The sequence below is a fragment of the Erwinia artemisiae genome (genome assembly GCF_051400835.1).
In the GTDB taxonomy this organism is placed as follows: Bacteria; Pseudomonadota; Gammaproteobacteria; order Enterobacterales; family Enterobacteriaceae; genus Erwinia; species Erwinia aeris.
This window is the reverse complement of sequence record NZ_JBLFFM010000003.1, coordinates 358,122-383,275: the sequence shown is the minus strand read 5'-3', so window position 1 is coordinate 383,275 and position 25,154 is coordinate 358,122. Positions and strand designations below refer to the sequence as shown.

Below are 25,154 nucleotides of genomic sequence, written 5' to 3'. Positions count from 1 at the left end.
CGTCAGGAAATGTCATTTCCGATCCATCAAAATTCCTGACGATCTTCATCATGCTTATCCGGCTTTCCCGGCGCTAAAAAGAGCGTAACGTATTCGGTATCGCTTTAATGTCCGGAGAGAGTTATGAAATCACTGATGCCCGCGCTTTTTCTGGGCCACGGCAGCCCGATGAACGTGCTGGAAGAAAATGCCTATACGCAAAGCTGGCGCGAGCTGGGGCAGAACTTGCCGCGTCCGAAGGGAATTATTGCTGTCTCCGCCCATTGGTATACGCGCGGAACGGCGGTGACCGCGATGGAAAAGCCGCGCACCATCCACGATTTTGGCGGTTTCCCGCAGGCGCTGTTTGATACGCGTTACCCTGCGCCCGGTTCGCCTGCGCTGGCGAAAGAAATAGCGGACGCGCTTGCGCCGGTTGAAGTAGTGCAGGATCAGGCGTGGGGGCTGGATCACGGCGCCTGGGGCGTGCTGATAAAAATGTATCCGCAGGCCGATATCCCGGTGGTGCAGCTTAGCGTGGACGGCACCAAACCCGCCGCTTACCACTTTGCGCTGGGCCGCAGGCTGACCGCGCTGCGCGAACGCGGCTATATGATTGTCGCCAGCGGCAACGTGGTGCATAACCTGCGGATGGCAAGCCGGGACGACAGTGCGAAACCGCACGGCTGGGCTGTCTCATTTAATCACTACGTGCGTGAGCATCTGGCGTGGGAAGGGCCAGTGGAAGATCATCCACTGGTTAATTTTATGCAGCATGAGGGTGCGGCGCTTGCTAACCCAACGCCGGAGCATTATCTGCCGCTGCTTTACGTTCTGGGCGCGCGGGAGCCGGGCGAAACCATTTCCGTGCCCGCAGACGGGCTGGAAATGGCAGCAATCAGTATGCTTTCGGTACGGGTAGGATAAGATCCGCCAGAACCTATTCGATAAAGGTATGCGGGTAGAATCGGGAGAGATCCTGGGTGATCAGGTCGCGATCTTCGCGCAGGCCAATACCGGCTGGCCGATCGTCAATCAGCCAGCTGCCGATCAGCGTATAGCTGTCGCCAAACTTCGGCAGCGGATGGAACTGCTGCACGATCATGCCTTCTTCGCCATAAGGGCCGTCCACGCGGGCAATCTCTTTGCCGTTTTCCACGATGCGGATGTTAGCGCCCTCGCGTGAAAACAGCGGTTTGACCACATATTTATCCATCGCCGGCACGTTATCTTCTGCAAAATAAGCGGGCAGCAGATTAGGATGATTGGGAAACATTTTCCACAGCATCGGCAGCAGCGCCTTATTGGAAATAATGCTTTTCCACGCCGGCTCCAGCCAGCGCACGCCGGCATCGGCCAGCTTGGTGGAAAACGTCTCGCGCAGCATGAACTCCCAGGGATAAAGCTTGAAAAGGTTGCCGATTACCTGGTCATGCACGTCGGTAAACTGGCCTTTTTCGCCCAGGCCGATTTCGTCGATATAGAGGAACTCGCTTGGTAGCCCTGCCTCCGTCGCGCAATCCTGAAGATACTGCACGGTGCCGCGATCTTCATCCGTATCGCGGCAGCAGGCAAAGTGCAGCCAGCTAAAGCCGTGCTGCTGATGCAGCGCCGCAAAGCGGTCGATCAGCTTCTCCTGCAGGCTGTTGAACTGATCGCTACCGGCCGGCAGATTGCCAGCGCTAAGCTGATCTTCCAGCCAGATCCACTGAAAGAAAGCGGCTTCGTACAAGGAGGTCGGCGTGTCGGCGTTGTTTTCCAGCAGTTTGGCATCCGTCTGCCCATCCCAGGCCAGATCCAGCCGGGAGTAGAGCGAAGGCTGGCTGGTCTTCCACGAGGAGCGAACAAAATCCCAGGTATGTTTCGGGATGCGGAATTTCGCCAGCAGCTCCTCGCTGTTGACCACTTTGTCCACCACCTGCAGGCACATCTGATGCAGCTCGCCGGTTACCGCCTCCAGCTTCTCGATTTGCGCCAGCGTAAACTGATAATAAGCGTCCTCGCACCAGTAAGGCTCGCCGTGCATGGTGTGGAAGCGAAAGCCATATTCGGTGGCTTTTTCACGCCAGTTGGGACGTTCTGCAATCGCCAGACGCTGCACGCTTAACCTCCGAAAGACCGGCTGGAGCCGGACGTTGCGCTGCTGCGCTGCATAGTGGACTGCTTCGCCACGCTTTCGCCAAAGCCGCCGCGCGTCACGGTGCTGGTGGTGGCCGGTTTCGGCGCCAGCGCGGTTTTCGGCACGGTCATGGTGCGGCCCGGCGTCGCGGTGCCAAAGCTTTTTCCGCTGGCGTCAACAAACTGGCCTCTGGCCGGGCTGTTTGGCGAGCGCGAGGTAAACAGCGGCTGCTGGGCAAAGCCTGCGCCCCCGCCCATCAGGCGACCCATCATATAACCGGCCATCAGCGGCATCCAGAAGCTGCCGCTCTGCTGGGATTCGGCGTTGGTGGTGCCGACGCCGGCCTGCGCGGGCGCCTGCTGGCACTGGCCTTCGCCGAACTCCGCCACGCAGTCTTCACGAGTCGCGTATTTCGGCGCGGTTTTTTCCGCCTCTTTTTTGGCGTTGTTGTAGGCCGTGGTGCACTGTTCGCTTTTGCCAGGATTGGCGCTGGAGCAGTCGTCCGCATTTTGATAAAGCGAGACGGTTTCGTCCGATTGTTCGCAACCGGCCAGCATAAATACGGCGGTTACCGCCAGCGCTACCGGAGTGAGGTGGCGTGCGCTCCAGCTTTTGCGAAAGGAGGCATGATTAATTTTTTTTGTCCGTTTCATGACATTCTGTCCTGAGCCCAAAGGTAATGCTTAGAATAGGGGAACGGCGGTGGAAATTGAAGCAACGAGCGGCAATGTGAAGGGGATCTTTACTTAGCTATACGTTTGAAAGTAAAAGGGGCAGCCAGGCTGCCCCAAAATGCTTAATGGCGGAACGGATTACCGCTGGCCGGCGCGGAAGCCTGAGCCGCCGCCGGTGCCGCAGCACGCTGCACGGCAGGCGAGGCCGCCGTTTGCGCGCCGTTTGCCGCTGCATCCTGCTGGGTGTTTTCCGGCGCTACCGCTTCTGGTGAAGTTGGGACTTCTTTACCCAGGCGGCTGTTCAGCATCTGCAGATCCTGCTCGTTCAGCGTACCCAGAGCCGATTTAATATTCAGCTCGTTGATCATGTAGCTGTAGCGCGCGTTGGAAAGCTGCTGCTTGGCGTTATATAATGTGGTGGTCGCATCCAGCACGTCAACGATGGTGCGCGTACCTACCTGATAACCCGCTTCCATTGCATCCAGCGAGCTTTGCGCCGAAACCACGGCCTGCTTGTAAGCATTGATGCTGCTGATGGACGCATTCACGTTGTTAAAGGATGAACGCACGGTCTGTACCGCGGTACGGTGTGCGCTTTCGAGCTGCTCGCTGGCGGAAACAAAAGCGTACTGCGACTGTTTCACCTGTGAGGTGACCGAGCCGCCGCTATACAACGGCAGCGTGAAGCTCAGGCCCACCTGGTTGTTGCCGCTGATGCTGTCCTGATAGGCTGCGCTGTTGGCGCGGCTGCCGCCATATTTGTTGTTCGACAGGCCGCTTTGCGCAGTCAGATCCAGCGTTGGCATATGGCCGGTTTCCGACAGGCGGATCTGCTCGCGCGCCAGATCCTGGTTCAGACGAGCGGAAAGCAGGCTAAGGTTGCGGCTTTCGGCTTCCTTCAGCAGCGCGTTGACCGGCTGCGGTTTTTCCGTCTGGAAGCTGTCGACGTTCAGCGAAGCCAGGCTCAGATAGTAGTTGCCCGTGACCTGACGCAGCGTTTCCAGATTATTATCCAGATTGTTGCGGGCCGTCACTTCGTTGGCCAGCACGCTGTCGTACTGCGCACGGGCGTTTTGCACATCCGTAATCGCCACCAGGCCGACGTTAAAACGCTGCGTGGTTTGATCCAGCTGACGGTAGATCGACTGTTTCTGCGCTTCGGTATAAGAAAGCGTGTCGATGGCGTTTAATACGTTAAAATAAGCGGTAGCGGTGTTGAGGATCAGATTCTGCTGTGCGACCTGGTAGGTAACATCCTGTACGCCTGCCGTTTTTTCCTGCAGCGTCAGCGCGCGCCATTTCGACATATCGAAAATGGTTTGCGTCAGCTGCAGCGTGCCGCTGGTCGTGGTGCTGTGCAGACCGCTGCTGTCGCGATAGCCGTTGCTGTAGGTATAATCCGCACCCAAACCTAACTGAGGCAGTAAAGGGCTGCGCGCTTCGTTGATTTTCTCAAACGCGGCATCGCGATCGGCTGCAGAACTGCGAAGATCGGGGTTAGACAACCGGGCCTGCTGGTAGATCTGCAACAGGTTTTCCGCCTGGCTGGCGACGCTGAAGCCGCCCAGGCCCAGGCCGATAAGTAAAGGGAGCAGTTTCTTCATTTGCATTCCTTGTTATGCAGCAATATTGCTATGGTAGCGCTGTCGTAAGCCAAAAAAATTATCGCCGATTCTACCAGAGTAAATGAAAGAGATAAGTTGGCTGAAAGTGCCATGTTGCCACAATTTACTCAATTTAATCATTAAGAACTACACTCTGGGCGGATTTCAGCACTCTTTTCCCGCTTTCGCCACCACCCTTACAGGAGCGTAAACCGTGAGCAGCGACAAAAAATACCCGGTGACTTTCACAAAAAACGATGTAGAAATTATTGCACGTGAGCCGTGTTATAAAGGTTTTTTTTCACTCACTCGTTATCGCTTTCGCCATCGGCTGTTTAACGGCGGCATGAGTAAAGAAGTCACCAGAGAGGTTTTTGAGCGCGGCCATGCCGCCGTCCTGCTGCCTTACGATCCGGTGAGCGATCGGGTGGTATTGATTGAACAAATCCGCATTCCCGCTTTTGACAGCAGCCCGACGCCCTGGCTGTTAGAATTGGTGGCCGGTATTATAGAGCCGGGCGAAACGCCGGAAGACGTTGTCCGGCGCGAAGCGGTAGAAGAAGCCGGGATCAAACCCGCCCGCGTGAAGCCGGTGCTCAGCTACTTAGCCAGCCCCGGCGGCACCAGCGAGCGGCTGGAGATTCTGGTAGGCGAAGTGGATGCCAGCGTGGCGCAGGGAAACCACGGTCTGGAGGAAGAGAATGAGGATATTCTTGTGCATGTGGTCAGCCGCGAACAGGCTTACCGCTGGGTGGAAGAGGGGAAAATAGACAACGCGGCCTCCGTCATCGCTTTGCAATGGCTGGAGCTGCATCATAAAAAACTAAGAGACGAGTGGAAAAACGAATGATAAAGCGCTACGTGCCTGATTTCCCTGAAATGATGCGGCTGTGCGAGACCAATTTCGCGCAGCTGCGTCGGCTGCTGCCGAAAGAAGATCGGGCGGGCGAGTCAGTCACCTGGCAGGTCAACGATGCAAGTTATACGGTGACTATCCAGGAATCGACGCGTTACACTACGCTGGTGGAAATCAAACAGACCGCGCCCGCCGTCAGCTACTGGAGCCTGCCCGCCATGTCCGTGCGGCTCTACCATGACGCAATGGTGGCGGAAGTGTGTTCGACACAGCAGATCTATCGCTTCAAAGCGCGCTATGATTATCCGAATAAAAAGCTGCATCAGCGTGACGAAAAGCATCAGATAAACCAGTTTCTTGCAGACTGGCTGCGCTACTGTTTAGCGCATGGCGCAATGGCCGTTCCGGTGTGGTGAGCCTCTGCCGCGACGGCATTAACCCTAAGGATTGTGATTGGATAGCCTGTTAAAACTTCCTGTGGCGAATGGTCGGGCAAGGGTATTACAGATAACGGACACCCATCTTTTCGCCGGTAAACATGAAACGCTGCTGGGCGTGAACACCTGGGCCAGTTTCGATGCGGTGCTGCAGGCGATTTCCGCCTGTGAAGAGCCGTTCGATCTGATCGTCGCGACCGGCGATCTGGCGCAGGATCACAGCGTGGAAGCCTATCAGCATTTCGCTGAGGGCATCGCGCGTCTGCCCGCGCCGTGCGTCTGGCTGCCGGGCAACCACGATTTTCAGCCTGCGATGTTCAACACGCTGGCCGAAGCGAAAATCGCTGACGAAAAGCATGTACTGCTGGGCGAGGAGTGGCAGATCGTGTTGCTGGACAGCCAGGTTTTCGGCGTGCCGCACGGCGAGCTGAGCGACTATCAGCTGGAATGGCTGGACAAAGCGCTGGCGAAGGCGCCGGAGCGCCATACGCTGGTGCTGCTGCATCACCATCCGCTGCCGTCGGGCTGCACCTGGCTCGATCAGCACAGCCTGCGCAATTCGCATATGCTGGAGGCCGTGCTGCAGCGCTATCCACTGGCGTCGACGCTGCTCTGCGGGCATATTCATCAGGATCTGGATTTGAACTGGAACGGACGCCGCCTGCTGGCGACGCCGTCGACCTGCGTGCAGTTCCGACCGCACTGCACCAACTTTACTATCGATTCCGAAGCGCCGGGCTGGCGCTGGCTGGATCTGTATGCGGATGGCCGGGTGGAAACCCGCGTTGAGCGCCTGACGACGCGCGCCTTCAGCCCCGATCCCGACTCCGAAGGATACTGAGATGGCCACGCTGATCTACCTGCACGGTTTCAACAGCTCGCCGCAGTCGGCTAAAGCGACGCAGTTCCGGCAGTGGCTGGCCACGCGGCATCCGGAAATCCAGGTTATTGTGCCGCAGCTGCCGCCTTACCCGGCGGACGCGGCGCTGATGCTGGAAAGCCTGATCATGGGATTATCGGGCGAAGCCGTGGGGATCGTCGGCTCGTCGCTGGGCGGCTACTATGCGACGTGGCTCTCGCAATGCTTCATGCTGCCAGCGGTGGTGGTCAATCCTGCGGTGCGGCCTTTTGAGCTGTTGGTGGATTATTTGGGTCTGAATCAGAACCCGTACACCGGGCAGCAATATGTGTTAGAGTCACGCCACATTTACGATCTGAAAGTGATGCAGATTGACCCGTTAGAGTCGCCGGATTTGCTCTGGCTGCTGCAGCAAACGGGCGATGAAGTGCTCGATTACCGCCAGGCTGTAGGCTACTACAGCGCCTGCCGTCAGACGGTTGAAGAGGGCGGAAATCATGCTTTTATCGGATTCGAACGCCATTTCTCCCCGATCCTGGACTTTTTAGGCCTCGCTGCCTGAAGCGGGACGTGGGGCTCACTCATTTACAGCCATCAAGATTGATACAATGACTCAGTCCAGCTATAACGCTGATTCCATTGAGGTACTCAGCGGCCTTGAACCCGTTCGCCGCCGTCCGGGCATGTATACCGATACGTCGCGTCCTAACCATTTAGGTCAGGAAGTGATCGACAACAGCGTGGATGAAGCGCTGGCGGGCCATGCCAAACGCGTCGAAGTGATCCTGCACGCCGATCAGTCGCTGGAAGTGATTGACGACGGTCGCGGTATGCCGGTCGATATCCATCCCGAAGAAGGCGTACCGGCCGTTGAACTGATCTTCTGTCGCCTGCATGCGGGCGGCAAATTTTCTAACAAGAACTACCAGTTTTCCGGCGGCCTGCACGGCGTGGGCATCTCGGTGGTAAACGCGCTGTCGACGCGCGTGGAAGTCACCGTGCGCCGTAATGCCGAAGTGTATGAAATGGCGTTTGAAAACGGCGACAAAGTGCAGGATCTGCACGTCACCGGCACGGTCGGCAAACGCAACACCGGTACGCGCGTACGCTTCTGGCCGGACCCGTCGTTCTTCGACAGCCCGCGCTTTTCGGTATCGCGCCTCAGCCATCTGCTGAAGGCGAAAGCGGTGCTTTGTCCGGGCGTGGAAATCGTCTTTAAAGACAAAGTGAACAATACCGAGCAAAGTTGGTGCTACGCCGACGGCCTGACGGACTATCTGGCGGAAGCGGTTAACGGCCTGCCGACGCTGCCGGAAAAACCTTTTGTCGGCTCTTTTGCCGGCGATATCGAAGCGGTGGACTGGGCGCTGCTGTGGCTGCCGGAAGGCGGCGAGCTGCTGACGGAAAGCTACGTCAACCTGATCCCGACCATGCAGGGCGGCACGCACGTCAACGGCCTGCGTCAGGGCCTGCTGGATGCGATGCGCGAGTTCTGCGAATACCGCAATATTCTGCCGCGCGGCGTGAAGCTGTCGGCGGAAGATATCTGGGATCGCTGCGCCTACGTGCTGTCGGTGAAAATGCAGGATCCGCAGTTTGCCGGTCAGACCAAAGAGCGACTCTCTTCCCGCCAGTGCGCGGCCTTCGTCTCTGGCGTGGTGAAAGATGCCTTCAGCCTGTGGCTGAACCAGAACGTGCAGGCGGCGGAAATGCTGGCCGAGCTGGCGATTTCCAGCGCCCAGCGCCGGATGCGTGCGGCGAAAAAGGTGGTGCGTAAAAAGCTCACCAGCGGCCCGGCGCTGCCCGGCAAGCTGGCGGACTGTAGCGCGCAGGATCTGAACCGCACGGAACTCTTCCTGGTGGAAGGGGACTCCGCAGGCGGATCGGCCAAGCAGGCGCGCGATCGTGAATACCAGGCGATCATGCCGCTGAAAGGCAAGATCCTCAACACCTGGGAAGTCTCTTCGGACGAGGTGCTGGCATCGCAGGAAGTACATGATATTTCCGTCGCTATCGGTATCGATCCCGACAGCGAAGATATGAGCCAGCTGCGCTACGGCAAAGTCTGTATCCTGGCCGATGCGGACTCCGACGGTCTGCATATCGCTACGCTGCTTTGTGCGCTTTTCGTGAAGCACTTCCGCACGCTGGTGAAAAACGGGCACGTCTACGTGGCGATGCCGCCGCTTTACCGCATCGATTTGGGTAAAGAGGTTTACTACGCGCTGGATGAGGAAGAGAAAGCGGGCATTCTGGATCAGCTGAAGCGTAAAAAGGGCAAGCCGGGCGTGCAGCGCTTTAAAGGCCTGGGCGAGATGAACCCGCTACAGCTGCGTGAAACCACGCTGGATCCCAATACCCGTCGCCTGGTGCAGCTGACCATTGACGACGACGACGTGGAACAGACGCTGGCGGTGATGGATATGCTGCTGGCGAAGAAACGCTCGGAAGATCGCCGCAACTGGCTGCAGGAAAAAGGCCATATGGCGGAAATCGAGGTTTAATCCTGCCTGAACTCGGCCCCGAAGCGCAACGCTTCGGGGCTTTCCGTTACCCTTCCAGCCAGCTTGTAATCTGCGTAACCATCGCCGCCGTCGAAATACCGTAGCGATCGTGCAGCGTCGGCAGCGCGCCCGCCGCCAGAAAAGCGTCCGGCAGGGCAATCTGTCTGAATTGCGGCGTCACGCCGTGCCGCATCAGCGTCGCCGCTATCGCTTCGCCCAGCCCGCCGGTAATGGAGTGGTTTTCCGCCGTGATCACCAGCCGGTTCTCGTTCACCGCTTCGCCCGCCTCGCGCAGGATGGTGGCCTCGTCCAGCGGCTTGATCATCGGCGAATGCACCACGCCAACCTCGATGCCTCTTTTCTCCAGCGCTTCTGCGGCTTCCAGCGCGCGCATGGTCATCAGCCCGCTGCTGATAATCACCGCATGTTTGCCGCTGCGCAGCCGTTGCGCCTTGCCGTGGCGATACTGATAGCCATATTTATCCAGCACCAGCGGCACTTTGCCGCGCAGCAGGCGCATATAGACCGGGCCGCTATGCTCGGCTATGGCGGGCACCGCCTGGCTGATTTCCAGCGCGTCGCAGGGATCGATAATGGTCAGATTCGGCATCCCGCGAAAAATAGCCAAATCCTCGGTCGCCTGATGGCTCGGCCCGTAGCCGGTGGTCAGGCCAGGCAGCGCGCAGGCGATTTTGACGTTCAGGTTCTCTTCCGCTATCGCCATACAGATAAAATCGTAGGCGCGGCGCGAGGCAAACACCGCATAGGTGGTGACAAAAGGCGTAAAGCCTTCCCGCGCCATGCCCGCTGCGGCGCTCATCAACAGCTGCTCCGCCATGCCCATCTGAAAAAAGCGTTCCGGGAAGGCTTCGGCAAACAGATGCAGATCGGTGTATTTGCTCAGATCGGCCGTTAAGCCAACGATATCGGTGCGCTGGCGCGCCAGCTCTACCAGCGCATGGCCGAAAGGGGCCGACTGCACGGGCTGACCTTCTGCGGCGATGGAGGCGATCATGGCTGACGTGGTCAGACGTTTCTTTGTTGCGGTAGTCATGTTATTCCCCTTGCTCAAGCGCGGTGAGGGCTTTGTCCCATTCGTCGGCATCCACGCGGATAAAGTGCGTTTTCTCGCGCGTTTCCAGGAAAGGCACGCCTTTACCCATTTTGGTATCGCAGATAATTACGCGCGGCTGCGGTTCAGCCCAGGCGCGCGCGGCGTCAAAGGCGGCGGTCAGCGCGGCGATATCGTTGCCGTCCACGCGCTGCACGTGCCAGCCAAAGGCCCGCCAGCGATCGACAATCGGCTCGAACGCCAGAATTTCCGAACTGTGGCCGTCGGCCTGTTGATTGTTGACGTCGATCAGGGCGATCAGGTTATCCAGCCGCCAGTGCGAGGCCGACATCGCCGCTTCCCAGGTCGAGCCTTCATTCAGCTCGCCGTCGGAAAGCAGGTTATAAACAAAGGAAGCGGAGCCTTTGCTTTTCAGCCCCAGGCACGCGCCAACCGCAATGCCTAAGCCGTGCCCAAGCGAGCCGCCGGTGATCTCCATACCGGGCGTATAAGCGGCCATGCCGGACATCGGCAGGCGGCTCTCGTCGCTGCCATAGGTTTCGCGCTCGGCCTCGGGCAGCACGCCCGCTTCCAGCAGCGCGGCGTACAGCGCAATAGCGTAGTGGCCGATAGAAAGGTAAAAACGGTCGCGCGCTTCCCATTCCGGCTCCTCAGGACGAAAATTGAGCGCGTGAAAATAGCTGACGGCCAGCAAATCGGCAGCGCCTAACGCCTGGCCGATATAGCCCTGACCCTGAACCTGTCCCATTAACAGCGCATGACGACGGATATTGTTTGCGCGCTGTTTGAGCGTAAGTGTGGCAGAAACGCTGTTCATCTTATCTCCTGATTAACGGTTAACGTCTGCTGCGCGAATACGCAGCACGCAGAGCGCGCCGAGCAGCAAAACAGCAGCAATAAAGTAGATGCCCGAAGCGGGCGAACCGGTGGCGGTGGTGATAGAACCGATCAGCCACGGTGAAAAGAAGCCCGCCAGATTCGCGATACAGTTCACCGCGGCAATGCCTGCCGCCGCCGAGACGCCGCCGAGCAGGTTGGTCGGCAGCATCCAGAACAGGGAAGAGGCGGAAAGGATGCCGGCGGCGGCCACGCAGAGGAAAAACAGCGAGGCCGGTACGCTGTGACCCAGCGACGTCGCCAGCGTCAGCCCGACCACGCCGATCGCCATGGGCACGATCAGATGCCAGCGCCGCTCGCGATGCCGGTCGCCGCTGCGGCCCGCCATCAGCATAAAAACGATGGCGCAGAGATAGGGCAGGCTGGTCAGCAGGCCAATATGCAGCGGCTCGCGGATGCCGGAGTTTCTGACCAGCGTCGGCAGCCAGAAGGTCAGCGCATACTGGCCCATCACCACGCAAAAGTAGATCAGCGCCAGCAGCCACAGCCGCCTGTCGGCCACAAAAGCTTTCACCGTGCCGTGATGCGCTTTTTGCTGATTATCCTCATCCAAATCGGCACGCACCATGCGCTTTTCGCTCTCGTCCAGCCAGGGCGCCTGCTCAACGCGATCCTTGAGCACCATCAGCACCACAAAGCCCATCAGCATGGTCGGAATCGCTTCCAGTACGAACATCCACTGCCAGCCTGCCCAGCCGTGAAAACCGGCGAAGGCTTCCATAATCCAGCCGGAAAGCGGGCCGCCGATCATGCCGGAAAGCGGGATCGCCACAAACCACAGCACCGTCATGCGGGCGCGGCGATGCGAGGGGAACCAGTAGGTGAGATAAAGCAGCAGGCCGGGCGCCAGACCGGCTTCGGCCACGCCGAGAAAAAAGCGCAGCAGATAAAACTGCCAGGCCGTTTCCACAAAGGCGAACAGGCCGGAAATCAGCCCCCAGGTAATCATGATGCGGGCAATCCAGCGGCGTGCGCCGACGCGATGCAGGATGAGATTGCTGGGCACTTCAAAAAAGAAGTAGCCGATAAAGAAAATACCCGCCCCCAGGCCGTACACCGTTTCGCTCAGGGCCAGATCGTCCATCATTTGCAGCTTGGCGAAGCCGACGTTAACCCGGTCGAGATAGGCGCAAAGATAGCAAAGCATTAAAAACGGCATCAGCCGCCAGGCGATTTTGCGATAGGTCGCATCGCGCGCGACGGTCGTCGCGCTGAGATTAAGCGTTGTCATACTCTTCACTCCCGGAGTGAAAGAAGCCTGCTGGAAGGAGCCGATCAGTGGATCAACATGCCGCCGTTAACGTCCAGCGTGATGCCGGTCAGGTAGCTGGCGAGATCGCTGGCAAGGAACAGCGCGGCGTTAGCCACGTCGTCTGCCGCGCCCAGGCGGCCAAGCGGGATGCCGTCGATAATGGCGTGACGCCGCTCGTCCTGCAGCAGGCCGCCGGTAATATCGGTCTGGATCAGGCCCGGCGTCAGCGCGTTGACGCGGATCTGGTCCGGGCCAAACTCGCGCGCCATCGCTTTGGTTAAGCCCAGCACGCCCGCTTTCGCCGCGCTGTAGTGCGGGCCGCCGAAAATGCCGCCGCCGCGCTGGGCGGAAACGGAAGAGAGGCAAACAATACTGCCGCCGCCTTGCTGCTGCATGGTTGGGATCACCGCCTGTGACATCAGCAGCGTGCCGCGCAGATTAACGTCCAGGATACGGTTATAGTCTTCGATGCTGATTTCCAGCGTTTTTACCGGCTGCGTAATGCCTGCGTTATTTACCAGCACGTCGATGCGGCCAAACTCGCTGACCACGCGGGAAACGGCCTGGCGCACCGCAGCGGGATCGGTGACGTTGGCCGCCAGGCCCAGATGACCGGCACCCAGCTCTTCAGCCGCATGTCGCGCCGCGTTTTCATCCAGATCCAGAATCACCACCTGCGCGCCGTGACGGGCGAAACAGGCGGCGGTGGCACGGCCAATCCCGCGTTGAGAGGCGGCGCCCGTAATAATCGCAACTTTATTTTTCAGCAACATAATCCACTCCGTAATAATCTTTTTTAGTGGTTCGGTATCGCTACCGGCAGGGTCACATTCAGAATTGGAAATTACGGCTAAACTGGCAATGCAAAAAAATTCATTCGATGCTGAATAGAAAGATGGATTTGATGCAGTTAACATTTCTCGCGGAAAAAAGCGGGCATATATCACAAAATTCATTTAAGGAGCCGCATGGAAAAACACGCAGATTTTTGCCCTTCGATAAAATCGCTCAGGATTTTTGAAGAAGTTGCGCATTACGGCAATGTGGCGCGTGCGGCAGAAGAAGTGAATATTACCGCCTCTGCTGCCAGCCATCAGCTGGCAAAACTGGAAAAAGAGCTGGGCTGCCTGCTGTTTAACCGCTCGCCCAAAGGCATGACGTTAACGCTGGCCGGTGAAAAATATCTGAAAGAAATCAGCCCGTTGCTGCTGGGGCTGACCCAGGCCAGCACCCGTCTCGGTAATGAGAAAGCGCGCAGCGCGCTGCGCATTCACTGCGCGCCCAGTTTTGGTTTGCTCTGGCTGCTGCCGCGCCTGCATAAATTCCGCGAGCGCTATCCTGCAATACAGGTCACGCTTTCCTGTTCCTACGAAAATTTATCTTTCAGCCGTGACAATATTGATATTGCGGTGCGCCACGGCTTTCCCGACTGGAAATCACTGGAAGTTAAAACCATCCGCCATGAAAAAATGTCGGTATTAGCATCGCCCGATTATTTGATAAAGCATCCGGTCGCGACGCCGGCGGAATTAATTAATCATGCGCTAATCCTTTCCGAGTCGCCTTTAATTCAGTGGCCGCAGTGGTTTGCCGCGATGCAATTAGCGCAGCCGACCAAAGACTGGCTGTTTCGCTTCGATCGTTCTTATATGAGCCTGGAGGCGGCAAGGCTGGGGCATGGGGTGGTGTTTGAAAGCGAGCTGCTGGCGGCAGAATATTTGCGTAGCGGCACGCTGGTCAGGGTGTTTGGCGACGAATGCAGCCTGCCGGTGAACGCGCATCATCTGGTTTGGCCGCGCGGCTTTGCCCGCTTTCCCCGCGTAAGCCATTTCCTGCAGTGGAGCAGCGAGCAGCTGGAAGCATCGCCACCGGCGTGACCTTGCCGGGCAGCCCCCGAACGGTATCGATAATAGAGCGGACGGCGCGGCTATCGCTATGACGGCAAGCCACAAAAAAAGGGGGCGAACCCGGTTCGTCCCTTCAGACTGCTGACAAAGCCAGCAGGTTCGTGCGGACTGAATTTTTTTACAGCGAAACGGCAGCTTCGCAGCAGCAGTGGCTGAGCGGATAAGCGGACCGTTTTCGCGCATGGACGCGCGAAACGAGCCCCCACGGATGGGTTTACGGCGTGTCCGTGTTCCGATCTGCCTCTGCTGCTTTCCACCGACCCGCACGCGACTTGATGACAGTGGATGAGTTTGTCAGCAACCTCAAGGGACGAACCCGGTTCGTCCCTTCTTACTCTTTACGCCGGTTCCAGCACGAAAATCCTCACGTCCAGCACGTCATCTTTAATGCGGCCGCGGTGCTGCTCCATATGCGCGGCCTGCTGATGCCGTTCCAGATGCCGTAAGGAATCCCACTGCTCGACCATAAACACCGAGTCGGGCGAGTTCTGTTTCCACGGCACCTGCGCCTGGTGATCCACCAGCATCCGGTAGCTGCCGCAGCCTTCTTCCTCTAACACCGTCGGGATTACTTGTTCAATCGCCTGCATGACCGCACGACGGCGGCCGGGCCTGACACAAATTTCAGCAATCACGGTGAGCATGGTCTTTCCTTTTAAGAGAACGGTCTTAACAGTTAAGCAAAGATCTGGCCCAGATGTGTCCGATAACGCTCGATATCGCGTGGGACATCCGGCTGCTTGATCACATCGTTGCAGATAAAGGTCGGCAGCGCTTCCATTCCCAGGAACTGATTCGCCTTGTGGAAGTGCAGGTAAAGCCCGTCCACGCCCACGCCTTCAAAAAACTGGTCGGGATCGGTAAAGGCTTCCAGCGGCGCGTTCCACGTCAGGGAAAGCATATATTTTTTACCCTGAACCAGCCCGCCGGAACCATACTTCTTCGAGGCGTCGGAGCGCGTGCGGCCGTCGCTGGCGTACAGGGTGCCGTGGCCTTCGGTAAAGACCTCATCGATATATTTTTTCAGGATCCACGGTTCGCCCATCCACCAGCCCGGCATCTGATAGATAACCGTGTCGGCGGCCAGATATTTTTGGATCTCGTCGGCCACCACGTAGCCGTTGTCCACCACGGTAACGTCAACCTGATGACCGGCTTCGCGCAGGTAAGTCGCGGCCACGTCGGTCAGCGTATGGTTCAGCTCGCCTTTGGAATGGGCAAAGGTTTTTCCGGCGTCAATAATAAAAATGCGCATCTTCTTCTCCAGTATTCAAAACTGGTCTCAGTGTACGCGCGAAGGCAGGGGTTAAAAATGAGTTTTTGATCACAATACTTTTGCGCTGAGAGCAATAATCACGCCACGCAGGAAAGCGTATGCCGTCACGGTTATCTGTGACAGAAGCGGCCCGGATAAGGTACTATTCCCGCCAAACGGCCCCGATGTGGCGTGCCCGTGACGCCATGATGTGAGGAACAAAAAGTAATGAGCGATTTGACTCAGGATGGGGCAGAGCGTCGCGCTCTGCATAAGTTTACGGAAGAGGCCTATCTCAACTATTCCATGTACGTCATCATGGATCGTGCGCTTCCGTATATCGGCGATGGCCTGAAGCCGGTGCAGCGCCGTATCGTCTACGCGATGTCGGAGCTGGGCCTGAACAACAGCGCCAAGTTTAAAAAATCGGCCCGTACCGTGGGCGACGTGCTGGGTAAATATCATCCGCACGGCGACAGCGCCTGTTATGAGGCGATGGTGCTGATGGCGCAGCCTTTCTCTTACCGCTATCCGCTGGTGGACGGTCAGGGAAACTGGGGCGCGCCGGACGATCCGAAATCCTTTGCGGCGATGCGTTACACCGAGTCACGCCTGTCAAAATATGCCGAGCTGCTGTTAGGCGAGCTGGGCCAGGGCACCGTGGATTACGTGCCGAACTTTGACGGCACCATGCAGGAGCCGGCAATGCTGCCCGCGCGCCTGCCGAATATCCTGCTTAACGGCACCACGGGGATTGCGGTGGGGATGGCGACGGATATTCCGCCGCACAACCTGCGCGAAGTCGCCAACGCGGCCATCAAGCTAATCGATGCGCCGAAAACCACGCTCGATGAGCTGCTGGATATCGTGCAGGGGCCGGACTATCCGACCGAAGCGGAAATCATCACGCCGCGCGCCGAGATCCGCAAAATCTATCAGAACGGCCGTGGCTCCGTGCGTATGCGCGCGGTTTGGAAGAAAGAAGAGGGCGACGTGGTTATTACCGCGCTGCCGCACCAGGTTTCCGGCGCGCGCGTGCTGGAGCAGATAGCCGCGCAGATGCGCAATAAAAAGCTGCCGATGGTGGAAGACTTGCGCGATGAGTCCGATCACGAAAGCCCGACGCGTCTGGTGATTGTGCCGCGCTCCAACCGGGTGGATATGGAACAGGTAATGAACCATCTGTTCGCCACCACCGATTTGGAAAAAAGCTATCGCATCAACCTGAATATGATCGGGCTGGATAACCGTCCGGCGGTAAAAAACCTGCTTGAAATCATCAGCGAATGGCTGGTTTATCGCCGCGACACCGTGCGTCGCCGCCTGAATTTCCGGCTGGAAAAAGTGCTGAAGCGCCTGCATATTCTGGAAGGCCTGCTGGTCGCCTTCCTCAATATCGATGAGGTGATCCACATTATCCGCAGCGAAGACGAGCCGAAGCAGGTGCTGGTTTCGCGCTTCGGCATCAGCGAAACCCAGGCGGAAGCGATCCTGGAACTGAAGCTGCGTCATCTTGCCAAACTGGAAGAGATGAAGATCCGCGGCGAGCAGGACGAGCTGGGCAAAGAGCGCGACCGTTTACAGGGCATTCTGGCTTCAGAACGTAAAATGAATACGCTGCTGAAAAAAGAGCTACAGGCCGACAGCGAAGCCTATGGCGACGATCGTCGTTCGCCGCTGCGCGAGCGCGAAGAGGCCAAAGCGATCAGCGAAAACGAGCTGGTGCCGTCCGAGCCGGTGACTATTGTGCTGTCGCAGATGGGCTGGGTGCGCAGCGCCAAGGGACACGATATCGATCCGGGCGGCCTGAGCTATAAGGCGGGCGACAGCTATCGCGCGGCGGCGCGCGGCAAGAGCAACCAGCCGGTGGCCTTTATCGACTCCACCGGTCGTAGCTATACGCTCGATCCGGTGACGCTGCCTTCCGCGCGCGGGCAGGGCGAGCCGTTGACCGGCAAGCTGACGCCGCCGCCGGGCGCGGTGGTGGAGCAGGTACTGATGGAGGCGGACGATCAGAAGCTGCTGCTGGCGTCGGATGCGGGCTACGGCTTCGTCTGCACCTTCAGCGATCTGGTGTCGCGCAACCGTGCCGGTAAAGCGCTGCTGACGCTACCGCAGAATGCCAAAGTGATGACGCCGCAGGCGATCCATCACGAGGACGACCTGCTGCTGGCGATCACCGCCGCAGGCAGGATGCTGATGTTCCCGGTGGCTGATCTGCCGCAGCTGTCCAAAGGCAAGGGCAACAAGATTGTCTCAATCCCGGCGGCGGAAGCGGCGGCGGGCGACGACAAGCTGGCCTGGCTGCTGCTGCTGACGCCGCAAACCGCCATCACGCTGCACGTCGGCAAACGCAAGCTGACGCTGCGACCGGAAGACCTGCAGAAGTTCCGTGCCGAGCGCGGCCGTCGCGGCACGCTGCTGCCGCGTGGCCTGCAGCGTATCGATCGGGTAGAGGTGGACGGGCCTGCACGGCCTGAGGCCAGTGAAAGCGAAGAGTGATCCGGGCCGCGCCGCGCGGTGAAAAGCAGCATAGCCTGCTGATTTCAGGATATACTTCACCCGGCGCGCCCGATAAGGCGTAATGCCGGAGCGCCTGCCTTAAGGCGTCTCCGGCCCGGCAATAATGAGGATGTGATGCTGTCAATTTTTCGGATCGTCGTGACGATCGTTTATTCAATCCTGGTGTGCATTTTCGGCTGCATCTGGTGTTTGTTCAGTCCCCGTAATCCCCGCCACGTGGCGACGTTTGGCCATCTGTTCGGTCGCCTGTCGCCGCTGTTTGGTCTGAAGGTGGAAATCCGCAAGCCGGCAGGGGCGGAAAACTATCCTAATGCGATCTACATCGCCAACCATCAGAACAACTACGATATGATCACGGCGGCAAAAGTCGTACAGCCAACCACGGTGACGGTAGGCAAAAAAACGCTGCTGTGGGTGCCGTTCTTTGGCCTGCTTTACTGGCTGACCGGCAACCTGTTGATCGACCGTGACAACCGCAACAAAGCGCACGGCACCATTAACCAGCTGATCGACCAGTTTAAAAAGAAGAAGATCTCCTTCTGGATGTTCCCGGAAGGGACGCGCAGCCGCGGACGCGGGCTGTTGCCGTTTAAAACCGGCGCGTTTCACGCCGCTATGGCCGCAGGCGTACCTATTATTCCTATCGTGGTCAGCAATACGCACGATAAAATCAAGCTGAACCGGCTGCATAACGGTCTGGTGATCATTGAGATGCTGCCGCCGATCGATACCGCCGCCTTCGCCGACCAATCCGTGCGCAAGCTGGCGACCCATTGCCGCGAGCTGATGATGGAGAAGCTGGCTGAACTCAACGCGGAAGTCGCCGCGCGGGAAGCCGCAGGCGAAAAGTAAACCGATCGCCTCGCGGTCGGCACACGGCAAACAATCATAAAAAATGGATAGCGGCCCGCCGGGCCGCATTTTGGGTTACGGAGTTTTTATGTCCTTCAGTCGACGTCAGTTTATTCAGGCATCGGGCATAGCGCTGTGCGCCAGTGCGCTGCCTGCACGCGTACACGCCGCAGGGCCGGGTAATCCTTTGCCGGTGCCGCCGCTTATCGAATCCCGCCGTGGACAGCCTATCTTTTTGACGCTGCAACGCAGCCACTGGTCGTTTACCAGCGGCAGCAAGGCGCAGGTGTGGGGCTTTAACGGGCTCTACCTGGGGCCGACGGTCAGGGTCTGGAGCGGCGATGACGTCAAGCTTATCTACAGCAACCGGCTGAACGAAGCGGTGGCGATGACCGTTGGCGGGCTTCAGGTGCCGGGCGCGCTCGCCGGCGGCGCGGCGCGCATGATGTCGCCTGGCGTCGACTGGGCGCCGGTGATCCCGGTGCGTCAGGCCGCCGCGACCTGCTGGTATCACGCCAACACGCCTGGTCATATGGCGGAGCACGTCTATAACGGCCTGGCGGGTATGTGGCTGGTAGAAGACGAGGTCAGCAAAACGCTGCCGCTGCCGAACCACTACGGCGTGGATGATTTTCCGCTGATTATTCAGGACAAGCGTATCGATAACTTCGGTTCGCCGGACTACAGCCCGCCAGCTAACGGCGGTTTTGTGGGCGATACCCTGCTGGTGAACGGCACGCAGAATCCCTATGTGGAAGTCTCTCGCGGCTGGGTACGCCTGCGGTTGCTTAACGCTTCAAACTCGCGTCGCTACCAGCTCGCCATGAGCGACAAGCGGCCTTTTAACGTTATCGCCAGCGATCAGGGATTTTTGCCCGCGCCCGTGGCGGTGCAGCAGCTTTCTCTGGCGCCGGGCGAGCGCCGGGAAATCCTGGTGGATATGAGCCAGGGCGACGAGGTGTCGATCACGGCGGGTCAGGCGGCAGGCATTGTCGACAGGCTGCGCGGGCTGTTCGAGCCGTCGAGCATTCTGACCTCGACGCTGGTGCTGACGCTGCGTCCGACCGGCCTGCTGCCGCTGGTGACCGACACGCTGCCGATGCGTCTGCTGGCCGATCAGGTCATCGAAGGCGGCGTCAGCCGTACGCGCGAATTCCGTCTGGGGGACTCGGAGCCGGGCATCAACGGCGCGTTGTGGGATTTGGGCCGCATCGACGTCCAGGCGCAGCAGGGCAGCTTTGAACGCTGGATTATTCATGCCGACCTGCCGCAGGCGTTTCATATTCAGGGCGTGATGTTTTTGATTAAGAACGTCAACGGCGCACAGCCGATGGCGGAAGATCGCGGCTGGAAGGATACCGTCTGGGTTGACGGCAGCGTGGAGCTGTTTGTCTCCTTTACGCAGTCCTCTTCCGATCACTTCCCGTTTGTCTACTATAGCCAGACGCTGGAAATGGCCGATCGCGGAACGGCGGGCCAGCTGCAGGTACAGCCGGCGCCGTAGCGTAAAGCGCTGGTTGACCAGAGCGGCCAGCCAGCGAGGTTTTGCAAGGATCAAGTCAGTCGGCGCGCCCGACGGGAACCAAAGAAAGCGGGGCGAATTAAGGCAGGGAGGGCTGAGGAACGATTATTTCTTTTCCAGTACGATAGCCGTACCGCGCCAGTGGCTGGAATTGCCAGGACGATCCAGCGAGGTAATATACATATATTCGCCGCCTTTTTTATCCACTTCCGTGCGCAGTGCCTCAAGCGCTTTTGATTTTCCACCCATCACGTTAGAAATGGATACGCGTTCTTTTTTAACGTAATTATCCAGTTCGTTACGCGGCACGATCTGTGCGGCAAAAGCGGAACCCGTCATCAGCAACAGCAGGGCAGCCGAAATAATCTTTTTCATTAAATTTCTCCAGTAAATTAATCAGAAATATTTTCGGTTTCAGTATACTGATTTTGTGCGCAATATAATTCGGTTATTAATAACAAGAAATACCGGTTTGATTAGCTAAACCTATTATAAATATGACCAATGCATTATTTTTTAAATTTGGCGCAAACATTTATTAGCAAATTAAATTTACCTTGCTGTATTTGTTCGCTTTTCAGAGGAGGGTAAAGTCTTTGCCGCTGCCGGTGCTTAATAATTATATTAACATTATTCAGAAACAATAATGAAGGTGGTTTATCTGAGGTTTAAATTAACAGGGCATTACGTAAACAGTTCTTGTTTCTTAATGCATGATAAAGGCAGGTCGCGCGTCAAAAAGGCGGCCGCCCGTCTGTTTTCTGTCAACGGGCGGCCGGGCGCTTAGTTCAGCTCGTCAGGGTTGGGGCCAAGCCGGTTGCCGGCATCCAGCGAGGCGATTTCACTGATTTCCGGTTTTTCCAGGCGGAAATCGAACACTTTAAAGTTTTCTTCAATGCGGGAAGGCGTGACCGATTTCGGGATCACCACCAGGCCGCTGTCCAGATGCCAGCGAATAACAATCTGCGCAGGCGTCTTGCCATATTTTTTCGCCAGCGTTTTGATCACGGCCTGATCGAACACGCCTTTACCACCCTGCGCCAGCGGGCTCCAGGATTCGGTCTGGATCTGATGCATGGCGTTCCAGGCGTGCAGCGTGCGCTGTTGCAGCATAGGGTGCAGCTCGATCTGGTTGATCACCGGACGCACGCCCGTTTCATCTATCAGCCGTTTCAGGTGCGCTTCCTGGAAGTTACAGACGCCGATGCTTTTAGTCAGCCCCTGTTTTTGCAGCTCGATCATCGCTTTCCAGGCGTCAACGTAGTTGTCCTTCGCCGGGCAAGGCCAGTGCATCAGATAGAGATCGACGCTTTCCAGCTGCAATTTTTTCAGGCTGGTTTCCAGCGCCTGCGGCGCGTTCAGCTGATCGTCATTCCACAGCTTGGTGGTCACGAAGATATCGTCGCGCGCGACCGACGTTTCCTGTAGCGCCTGACCGATGCCCTCTTCGTTTTTATAGATGGCGGCGGTATCGATCGAGCGATAGCCCACATCGAGCGCTTTCAGCGCAGCCTGACGCGCTTCGTCAATGCTTGCCTGCCAGACGCCCAGGCCGAGCTGGGGCATCATATTGCCATCGTGAAGCTTGATTACGGGTTGCTCTGCCATTGTTCTCTCCTTTGCAGCCAGGGGGGCCGACGCCTCTGCGCCGGCAAGTAACGCTAAGTCTGGTTAAGACTGCTGGTCTTAGTTTAGTTGAAATTATTAACCCTTTGCGCAATTCGGATTATTGAGCCGATAGCCAGCGTAGCGGCCAGTCCCGGTATATATCCTGCCCGTTTCTGCTTTCTTCTTGCCTGTTTCTCCAGGAGGCTGGACGATTACGCCAGGCTTCGGCATGATGCCAGCTCTGCTTTTTTTCAGGTGAACATCATGGATCGCACTATGCTGTGCGCCCGGCTTGCCCGCCAGGTCGTGCAACTGATCGACGCAAAACCGGATGTGCAGACGCTGCTGCCCGATATCCGGCTTTTCCACGCCAGCCAGCCCAGCGGGCGCACGCCGGTGCTCTATTCCTCCGGTATCGTGATCCTGTTTCAGGGCAGAAAAACCGGCTATCTGGGCAACCACGTTTTCCATTACGACGCCACGGAATACCTGATGCTGACCGTGCCGCTGGCGGTAGAGTGCGAGACGTTCGCCACGCCGGAAGCGCCGCTGGCGGGCATGTTGCTGAATGTCGATCCGGTTAAGCTTCAGGATCTGCTGATTGATATCGGCGATGACGACAGCTTTCAGCCGCAGCCGCAGACGCGCGGCATTCACTCGTCGCCGCTGACCGAGCCGATGCTTTGTGCGGCGGAACGTCTGCTGGATGCGATGGCGGATCCGCGCGACGCGCGCGTGCTTGGCCCGCAAATCGTGCGGGAAATTCTCTATCACGTGCTGCTGGGGCCGTGCGGCGGCGCGCTGATGGCGCTGGTCAGTCGGCACACGCAGTTCAGCCAGATAGCGCGGGCGCTGCGGCGCATCGAGCATCACTATACCGACAACCTGAGCGTGGAGCGGCTGGCGGCTGAGGTGAATATGAGCGTCTCCGCCTTTCATCACAACTTTAAAGCCGTCACCAGCACCTCGCCGTTGCAGTATCTGAAAAGCTATCGACTGCATCAGGCGCGAATGCTGATGCTGCATGAAGGCCTGAAGGCCAGCGCGGCGGCGATGCGGGTCGGCTATGAAAGTGCCTCGCAGTTTTCCCGCGAGTTTAAGCGCTATTTTGGCGTCACGCCGGGGGAAGAGATCGGCAGAATGCGTCAGATGGAATAAGAGGGCCGCCGGGCGACCCTCGGAAGGCGGGTGCGCTAAGCGACTTTTTTCCGCTTAAAGAACAGCGCGAGGCTGCCAATCAGGCCGATGCAAAGCAGCGCCAGCGGCAGGATCATCAGAATGGACATCACCTGATCCTCATGGCGCTTGATAAAGGGCACCTGGCTTATCGCATAACCCAGCGAGACCAGGATGCCGACCCACAGCAGGCCGCTGAGCCAGTTAAAAAACTGGAAGCGCGTCTGCGTCAGGCCGGAAATGCCCGCCATGGTCGGCAGCAGCGTCCGCACGAAGGCCAGAAAGCGGCCAATCAGCAGCGCCATCAGCCCGTGCCGGTGAAACAGGCTCCAGGCGCGCTGGTGATACTGCGCAGGCAGGTGCATCAGCCAGCCTTTGACCAGGCGGGTATTGCCCAGCCAGCGGCCCTGCAGGTAGCTCAGCCAGCAGCCCAGGCTGGCCGCCAGCGTCAGGATGGCAACGGTAGGAATAAAGCCCATCACGCCCTTGGCGATCATCGCGCCAGCCAGCAGCAGTAAACTGTCGCCGGGCAGAAAGGCGGCGGGCAGCAAACCATTTTCCAGCAGCAGCGTGAGAAACATAATTCCGTAAACGATCCAGATTACATCGGGATTGGCGAGGGCAGCAAAATCCTGATGCCAAAGCGCCTGCACAATCTCATGGAGTACCGCCATTTTTTATCCTGTTTACCGCATCAATAGCACTAGTGTACTCGTAAATGGCCTGTCACAACGTGGTACAGGCCAGAGCTGTTGCCTTTTTGTTTAATTTTTTGACGATCCCGCGACGCGCGCGAAACCGGCGGCCAAATCCGCCAGCAAATCGTCAACATTTTCCAGCCCTATATGCAGCCGGATCAGCGTGCCGCTGAAGTCAACGCCGCCTGCCGGACGGATGGCGGCCAGCTCGTCGGGCTGGTTCGCCAGAATAAGCGATTCAAAACCGCCCCAGGAGTAGGCCATGCTGAAATGTTCAAAGTGGTCAAGGAAATCGGCCAGCTGCCGATCGCTCAGCCGCGCCTTCAGTACAAAGGAGAACAGGCCGCTGCTGCCGGTAAAATCCCGCCGCCAGAACTCGTGGCCCTTGCACTGCGGCAGCGCCGGATGGTTAACCACGGCCACTTCCGGGCGCTCGGCCAGCCAGCGCGCGACCCGCAGCCCGCTTTCTTCGTGCTGGCGCAGACGTACTGCCAGCGTGCGCAGGCCGCGGCTGGCCATATAGGCGGTGTCCGCGTCCACCATTTGCCCCATCAGATAAGAGTTTTCACGCAGCTGCGCCCAGCAGCGTTCGTTGGCGACGGCGGTGCCGATCATCGCGTCGGAATGACCAATCAGATATTTAGTCCCGGCCTGAATGGAAATATCGATACCAAAATCCAGCGCGCGGAACAGAATGCCCGCCGCCCAGGTGTTATCGATCATAATGACCGCTTCCGGCGCTTTGGCCCGCACGGCCGCCACGATGGCTGGAATGTCCTGCACTTCCATCGTAATGGAAGCCGGCGATTCCAGAAAAACGACCCGCGTTTTCGGCTTCACCAGGTCGCCGATTTCCGCGCCGGCGGTATGGCTGAACCAGGTGGTGGTCACGTTCATTTTACTGAGGATTTTGCTACAGAAATCCTGGGTCGGTTCATAGACGGAACCGGCCATCAGCACGTTATCCCCGGCGGAAACAAAAGCGAGAATGGCATTGGCGACCGCCGCCGCACCGCAGGGATAAAGCACGCAGCCCGCGCCGCCCTCCAGCTCGGTCATGGCTTCCTGCAGCGAGAAATGGGTCAAGGTGCCGCGACGACCATAAAACAGTTCGCCTTCCGCTCGCCCGGCCGTGGCGCGTTTCTTCTCGGCCACGCTGTCGAACACCAGCGAGGAGGCGCGCTGAATAACGCTGTTAACGGAACCCTGGGTATAGCGTTTGCGGCGGCCGGCGCTGATTAACGCCGTTTCAATATGTTTACTGGTCATCGGTCTGCTCGGTTTAAGGATCTCGCTTAACGTTAACACGGCTGGCGGCGGGGCGAAATTCGTCATCCCGCTACGTGACAAAGTTTCAGGA

24 protein-coding genes are annotated in these 25,154 nt (G+C 58.2%); 11 read left to right on the top strand and 13 right to left on the bottom strand.

Going from position 1 to position 25,154, the window contains the following annotated elements; translation table 11 throughout:
- Positions 1–123: 123 nt before the first annotated feature.
- A complete protein-coding gene (ygiD, locus tag ACMGEE_RS09610) occupies positions 124–906 on the top strand; it encodes a 4,5-DOPA-extradiol-dioxygenase (protein ID WP_253458212.1) in 783 nt (260 codons plus the stop codon).
- A gap of 13 nt (positions 907–919) precedes the next feature.
- Here ygiD and ACMGEE_RS09605 read toward each other — a convergent pair whose 3' ends face one another.
- The 3 genes from ACMGEE_RS09605 to tolC all read right to left on the bottom strand — a co-directional run bounded on the left by ACMGEE_RS09605 (position 920) and on the right by tolC (position 4,376).
- On the bottom strand, positions 920–2,080 hold the full coding sequence (locus ACMGEE_RS09605) for a glutathionylspermidine synthase family protein (RefSeq protein WP_436829959.1): 1,161 nt from the start codon (positions 2,078–2,080) through the stop codon (positions 920–922).
- Between the two features lie 2 nt (positions 2,081–2,082).
- A complete protein-coding gene (locus ACMGEE_RS09600) occupies positions 2,083–2,751 on the bottom strand; it encodes a DUF1190 family protein (protein ID WP_253458220.1) in 669 nt (222 codons plus the stop codon).
- Between the two features lie 143 nt (positions 2,752–2,894).
- Positions 2,895–4,376, bottom strand: a complete 1,482-nt coding sequence (gene tolC, locus ACMGEE_RS09595; RefSeq protein WP_253458223.1) for an outer membrane channel protein TolC — start codon at positions 4,374–4,376, stop codon at positions 2,895–2,897.
- 214 nt (positions 4,377–4,590) lie between these two features.
- Here tolC and nudF point away from each other — a divergent pair, with 214 nt between their 5' ends.
- From nudF to parE, 5 genes are read left to right on the top strand one after another with little or no spacing between them, the layout of a single operon-like run.
- Complete coding sequence (gene nudF, locus ACMGEE_RS09590) at positions 4,591–5,226, top strand: ADP-ribose diphosphatase (protein WP_253458226.1); 636 nt, start codon at positions 4,591–4,593, stop codon at positions 5,224–5,226.
- Positions 5,223–5,648 (top strand): DUF1249 family protein, encoded by a 426-nt coding sequence (locus ACMGEE_RS09585; protein WP_253458229.1) that lies wholly within the window; start codon positions 5,223–5,225, stop codon positions 5,646–5,648. Before nudF ends, ACMGEE_RS09585 begins: the two co-directional genes overlap by 4 nt.
- A gap of 37 nt (positions 5,649–5,685) precedes the next feature.
- The gene (gene cpdA, locus ACMGEE_RS09580; RefSeq protein WP_253458233.1) at positions 5,686–6,510 is read left to right on the top strand and encodes a 3',5'-cyclic-AMP phosphodiesterase; all 825 of its coding nucleotides are present in this window, start codon (positions 5,686–5,688) and stop codon (positions 6,508–6,510) included.
- Position 6,511: 1 nt separating this feature from the next.
- Positions 6,512–7,090 carry an esterase YqiA gene (yqiA, locus tag ACMGEE_RS09575; protein ID WP_125287208.1) on the top strand — a complete coding sequence of 193 codons (579 nt, stop codon included), beginning with the start codon at positions 6,512–6,514 and terminating at the stop codon, positions 7,088–7,090.
- A gap of 46 nt (positions 7,091–7,136) precedes the next feature.
- Positions 7,137–9,032: a DNA topoisomerase IV subunit B gene (parE, locus tag ACMGEE_RS09570; protein WP_253458236.1), complete on the top strand. Its 1,896-nt coding sequence runs from the start codon at positions 7,137–7,139 to the stop codon at positions 9,030–9,032.
- Between the two features lie 46 nt (positions 9,033–9,078).
- Here the strand turns inward: parE and ACMGEE_RS09565 are convergent, their stop codons facing one another.
- From ACMGEE_RS09565 to ACMGEE_RS09550, 4 genes are read right to left on the bottom strand one after another with little or no spacing between them, the layout of a single operon-like run.
- Positions 9,079–10,086, bottom strand: a complete 1,008-nt coding sequence (locus tag ACMGEE_RS09565; protein ID WP_253458239.1) for a transketolase family protein — start codon at positions 10,084–10,086, stop codon at positions 9,079–9,081.
- A gap of 1 nt (position 10,087) precedes the next feature.
- Entirely contained in the window at positions 10,088–10,921 is an 834-nt protein-coding gene (locus ACMGEE_RS09560) for a transketolase (RefSeq protein WP_253458242.1), read from the bottom strand.
- Between the two features lie 12 nt (positions 10,922–10,933).
- Positions 10,934–12,232 (bottom strand): MFS transporter, encoded by a 1,299-nt coding sequence (locus tag ACMGEE_RS09555; RefSeq protein ID WP_253458245.1) that lies wholly within the window; start codon positions 12,230–12,232, stop codon positions 10,934–10,936.
- Positions 12,233–12,276: 44 nt separating this feature from the next.
- Complete coding sequence (locus tag ACMGEE_RS09550; protein ID WP_253458248.1) at positions 12,277–13,026, bottom strand: SDR family NAD(P)-dependent oxidoreductase; 750 nt, start codon at positions 13,024–13,026, stop codon at positions 12,277–12,279.
- Between the two features lie 195 nt (positions 13,027–13,221).
- Here ACMGEE_RS09550 and ACMGEE_RS09545 point away from each other — a divergent pair, with 195 nt between their 5' ends.
- The gene (locus ACMGEE_RS09545; RefSeq protein ID WP_436829958.1) at positions 13,222–14,130 is read left to right on the top strand and encodes a LysR substrate-binding domain-containing protein; all 909 of its coding nucleotides are present in this window, start codon (positions 13,222–13,224) and stop codon (positions 14,128–14,130) included.
- A gap of 368 nt (positions 14,131–14,498) precedes the next feature.
- Here ACMGEE_RS09545 and ACMGEE_RS09540 read toward each other — a convergent pair whose 3' ends face one another.
- A complete protein-coding gene (locus ACMGEE_RS09540) occupies positions 14,499–14,804 on the bottom strand; it encodes a putative quinol monooxygenase (RefSeq protein WP_253458253.1) in 306 nt (101 codons plus the stop codon).
- A gap of 32 nt (positions 14,805–14,836) precedes the next feature.
- Entirely contained in the window at positions 14,837–15,415 is a 579-nt protein-coding gene (locus tag ACMGEE_RS09535; protein WP_125287216.1) for an NAD(P)H-dependent oxidoreductase, read from the bottom strand.
- Between the two features lie 228 nt (positions 15,416–15,643).
- Here ACMGEE_RS09535 and parC point away from each other — a divergent pair, with 228 nt between their 5' ends.
- The 3 genes from parC to ftsP all read left to right on the top strand — a co-directional run bounded on the left by parC (position 15,644) and on the right by ftsP (position 20,294).
- A complete protein-coding gene (gene parC, locus ACMGEE_RS09530) occupies positions 15,644–17,917 on the top strand; it encodes a DNA topoisomerase IV subunit A (RefSeq protein WP_253458256.1) in 2,274 nt (757 codons plus the stop codon).
- Positions 17,918–18,052: 135 nt separating this feature from the next.
- Positions 18,053–18,790 carry a 1-acylglycerol-3-phosphate O-acyltransferase gene (locus ACMGEE_RS09525; RefSeq protein WP_253458259.1) on the top strand — a complete coding sequence of 246 codons (738 nt, stop codon included), beginning with the start codon at positions 18,053–18,055 and terminating at the stop codon, positions 18,788–18,790.
- Between the two features lie 88 nt (positions 18,791–18,878).
- Complete coding sequence (gene ftsP / locus ACMGEE_RS09520; RefSeq protein WP_253458262.1) at positions 18,879–20,294, top strand: cell division protein FtsP; 1,416 nt, start codon at positions 18,879–18,881, stop codon at positions 20,292–20,294.
- A gap of 123 nt (positions 20,295–20,417) precedes the next feature.
- On the opposite strand, the gene ACMGEE_RS09515 is transcribed toward ftsP, so the two are convergent.
- Together ACMGEE_RS09515 and dkgA are read right to left on the bottom strand one after the other, a co-directional pair.
- A complete protein-coding gene (locus ACMGEE_RS09515) occupies positions 20,418–20,687 on the bottom strand; it encodes a YdgH/BhsA/McbA-like domain containing protein (RefSeq protein WP_253458266.1) in 270 nt (89 codons plus the stop codon).
- Between the two features lie 408 nt (positions 20,688–21,095).
- Positions 21,096–21,920, bottom strand: coding sequence for a 2,5-didehydrogluconate reductase DkgA (gene dkgA / locus ACMGEE_RS09510; protein WP_125287221.1), 825 nt, complete (start codon positions 21,918–21,920; stop codon positions 21,096–21,098).
- Between the two features lie 264 nt (positions 21,921–22,184).
- Here dkgA and ACMGEE_RS09505 point away from each other — a divergent pair, with 264 nt between their 5' ends.
- Positions 22,185–23,078 carry an AraC family transcriptional regulator gene (locus tag ACMGEE_RS09505; RefSeq protein ID WP_125287222.1) on the top strand — a complete coding sequence of 298 codons (894 nt, stop codon included), beginning with the start codon at positions 22,185–22,187 and terminating at the stop codon, positions 23,076–23,078.
- 35 nt (positions 23,079–23,113) lie between these two features.
- Here ACMGEE_RS09505 and ACMGEE_RS09500 read toward each other — a convergent pair whose 3' ends face one another.
- The gene (locus tag ACMGEE_RS09500) at positions 23,114–23,770 is read right to left on the bottom strand and encodes a DedA family protein (RefSeq protein WP_253458269.1); all 657 of its coding nucleotides are present in this window, start codon (positions 23,768–23,770) and stop codon (positions 23,114–23,116) included.
- A 90-nt stretch (positions 23,771–23,860) separates the two neighbouring features.
- Entirely contained in the window at positions 23,861–25,063 is a 1,203-nt protein-coding gene (gene metC, locus ACMGEE_RS09495) for a cystathionine beta-lyase (RefSeq protein WP_436829957.1), read from the bottom strand.
- Positions 25,064–25,154 lie beyond the last annotated feature (91 nt).

Bases quoted from the DNA above. Each gene is read 5' to 3' on its own strand.
- ygiD (WP_253458212.1), top strand. From the start codon at position 124: ATGAAATCACTGATGCCCGCGCTTTTTCTGGGCCACGGCAGCCCGATG.
- ACMGEE_RS09600 (WP_253458220.1), bottom strand. From the start codon at position 2,751: ATGAAACGGACAAAAAAAATTAATCATGCCTCCTTTCGCAAAAGCTGG.
- tolC (WP_253458223.1), bottom strand. From the start codon at position 4,376: ATGAAGAAACTGCTCCCTTTACTTATCGGCCTGGGCCTGGGCGGCTTC.
- ACMGEE_RS09585 (WP_253458229.1), top strand. From the start codon at position 5,223: ATGATAAAGCGCTACGTGCCTGATTTCCCTGAAATGATGCGGCTGTGC.
- yqiA (WP_125287208.1), top strand. From the start codon at position 6,512: ATGGCCACGCTGATCTACCTGCACGGTTTCAACAGCTCGCCGCAGTCG.
- parE (WP_253458236.1), top strand. From the start codon at position 7,137: ATGACTCAGTCCAGCTATAACGCTGATTCCATTGAGGTACTCAGCGGC.
- ACMGEE_RS09565 (WP_253458239.1), bottom strand. From the start codon at position 10,086: ATGACTACCGCAACAAAGAAACGTCTGACCACGTCAGCCATGATCGCC.
- ACMGEE_RS09560 (WP_253458242.1), bottom strand. From the start codon at position 10,921: ATGAACAGCGTTTCTGCCACACTTACGCTCAAACAGCGCGCAAACAAT.
- ACMGEE_RS09555 (WP_253458245.1), bottom strand. From the start codon at position 12,232: ATGACAACGCTTAATCTCAGCGCGACGACCGTCGCGCGCGATGCGACC.
- ACMGEE_RS09550 (WP_253458248.1), bottom strand. From the start codon at position 13,026: ATGTTGCTGAAAAATAAAGTTGCGATTATTACGGGCGCCGCCTCTCAA.
- ACMGEE_RS09545 (WP_436829958.1), top strand. From the start codon at position 13,222: ATGGAAAAACACGCAGATTTTTGCCCTTCGATAAAATCGCTCAGGATT.
- ACMGEE_RS09540 (WP_253458253.1), bottom strand. From the start codon at position 14,804: ATGCTCACCGTGATTGCTGAAATTTGTGTCAGGCCCGGCCGCCGTCGT.
- ACMGEE_RS09535 (WP_125287216.1), bottom strand. From the start codon at position 15,415: ATGCGCATTTTTATTATTGACGCCGGAAAAACCTTTGCCCATTCCAAA.
- parC (WP_253458256.1), top strand. From the start codon at position 15,644: ATGAGCGATTTGACTCAGGATGGGGCAGAGCGTCGCGCTCTGCATAAG.
- ACMGEE_RS09525 (WP_253458259.1), top strand. From the start codon at position 18,053: ATGCTGTCAATTTTTCGGATCGTCGTGACGATCGTTTATTCAATCCTG.
- ftsP (WP_253458262.1), top strand. From the start codon at position 18,879: ATGTCCTTCAGTCGACGTCAGTTTATTCAGGCATCGGGCATAGCGCTG.
- ACMGEE_RS09515 (WP_253458266.1), bottom strand. From the start codon at position 20,687: ATGAAAAAGATTATTTCGGCTGCCCTGCTGTTGCTGATGACGGGTTCC.
- dkgA (WP_125287221.1), bottom strand. From the start codon at position 21,920: ATGGCAGAGCAACCCGTAATCAAGCTTCACGATGGCAATATGATGCCC.
- ACMGEE_RS09505 (WP_125287222.1), top strand. From the start codon at position 22,185: ATGGATCGCACTATGCTGTGCGCCCGGCTTGCCCGCCAGGTCGTGCAA.
- ACMGEE_RS09500 (WP_253458269.1), bottom strand. From the start codon at position 23,770: ATGGCGGTACTCCATGAGATTGTGCAGGCGCTTTGGCATCAGGATTTT.
- metC (WP_436829957.1), bottom strand. From the start codon at position 25,063: ATGACCAGTAAACATATTGAAACGGCGTTAATCAGCGCCGGCCGCCGC.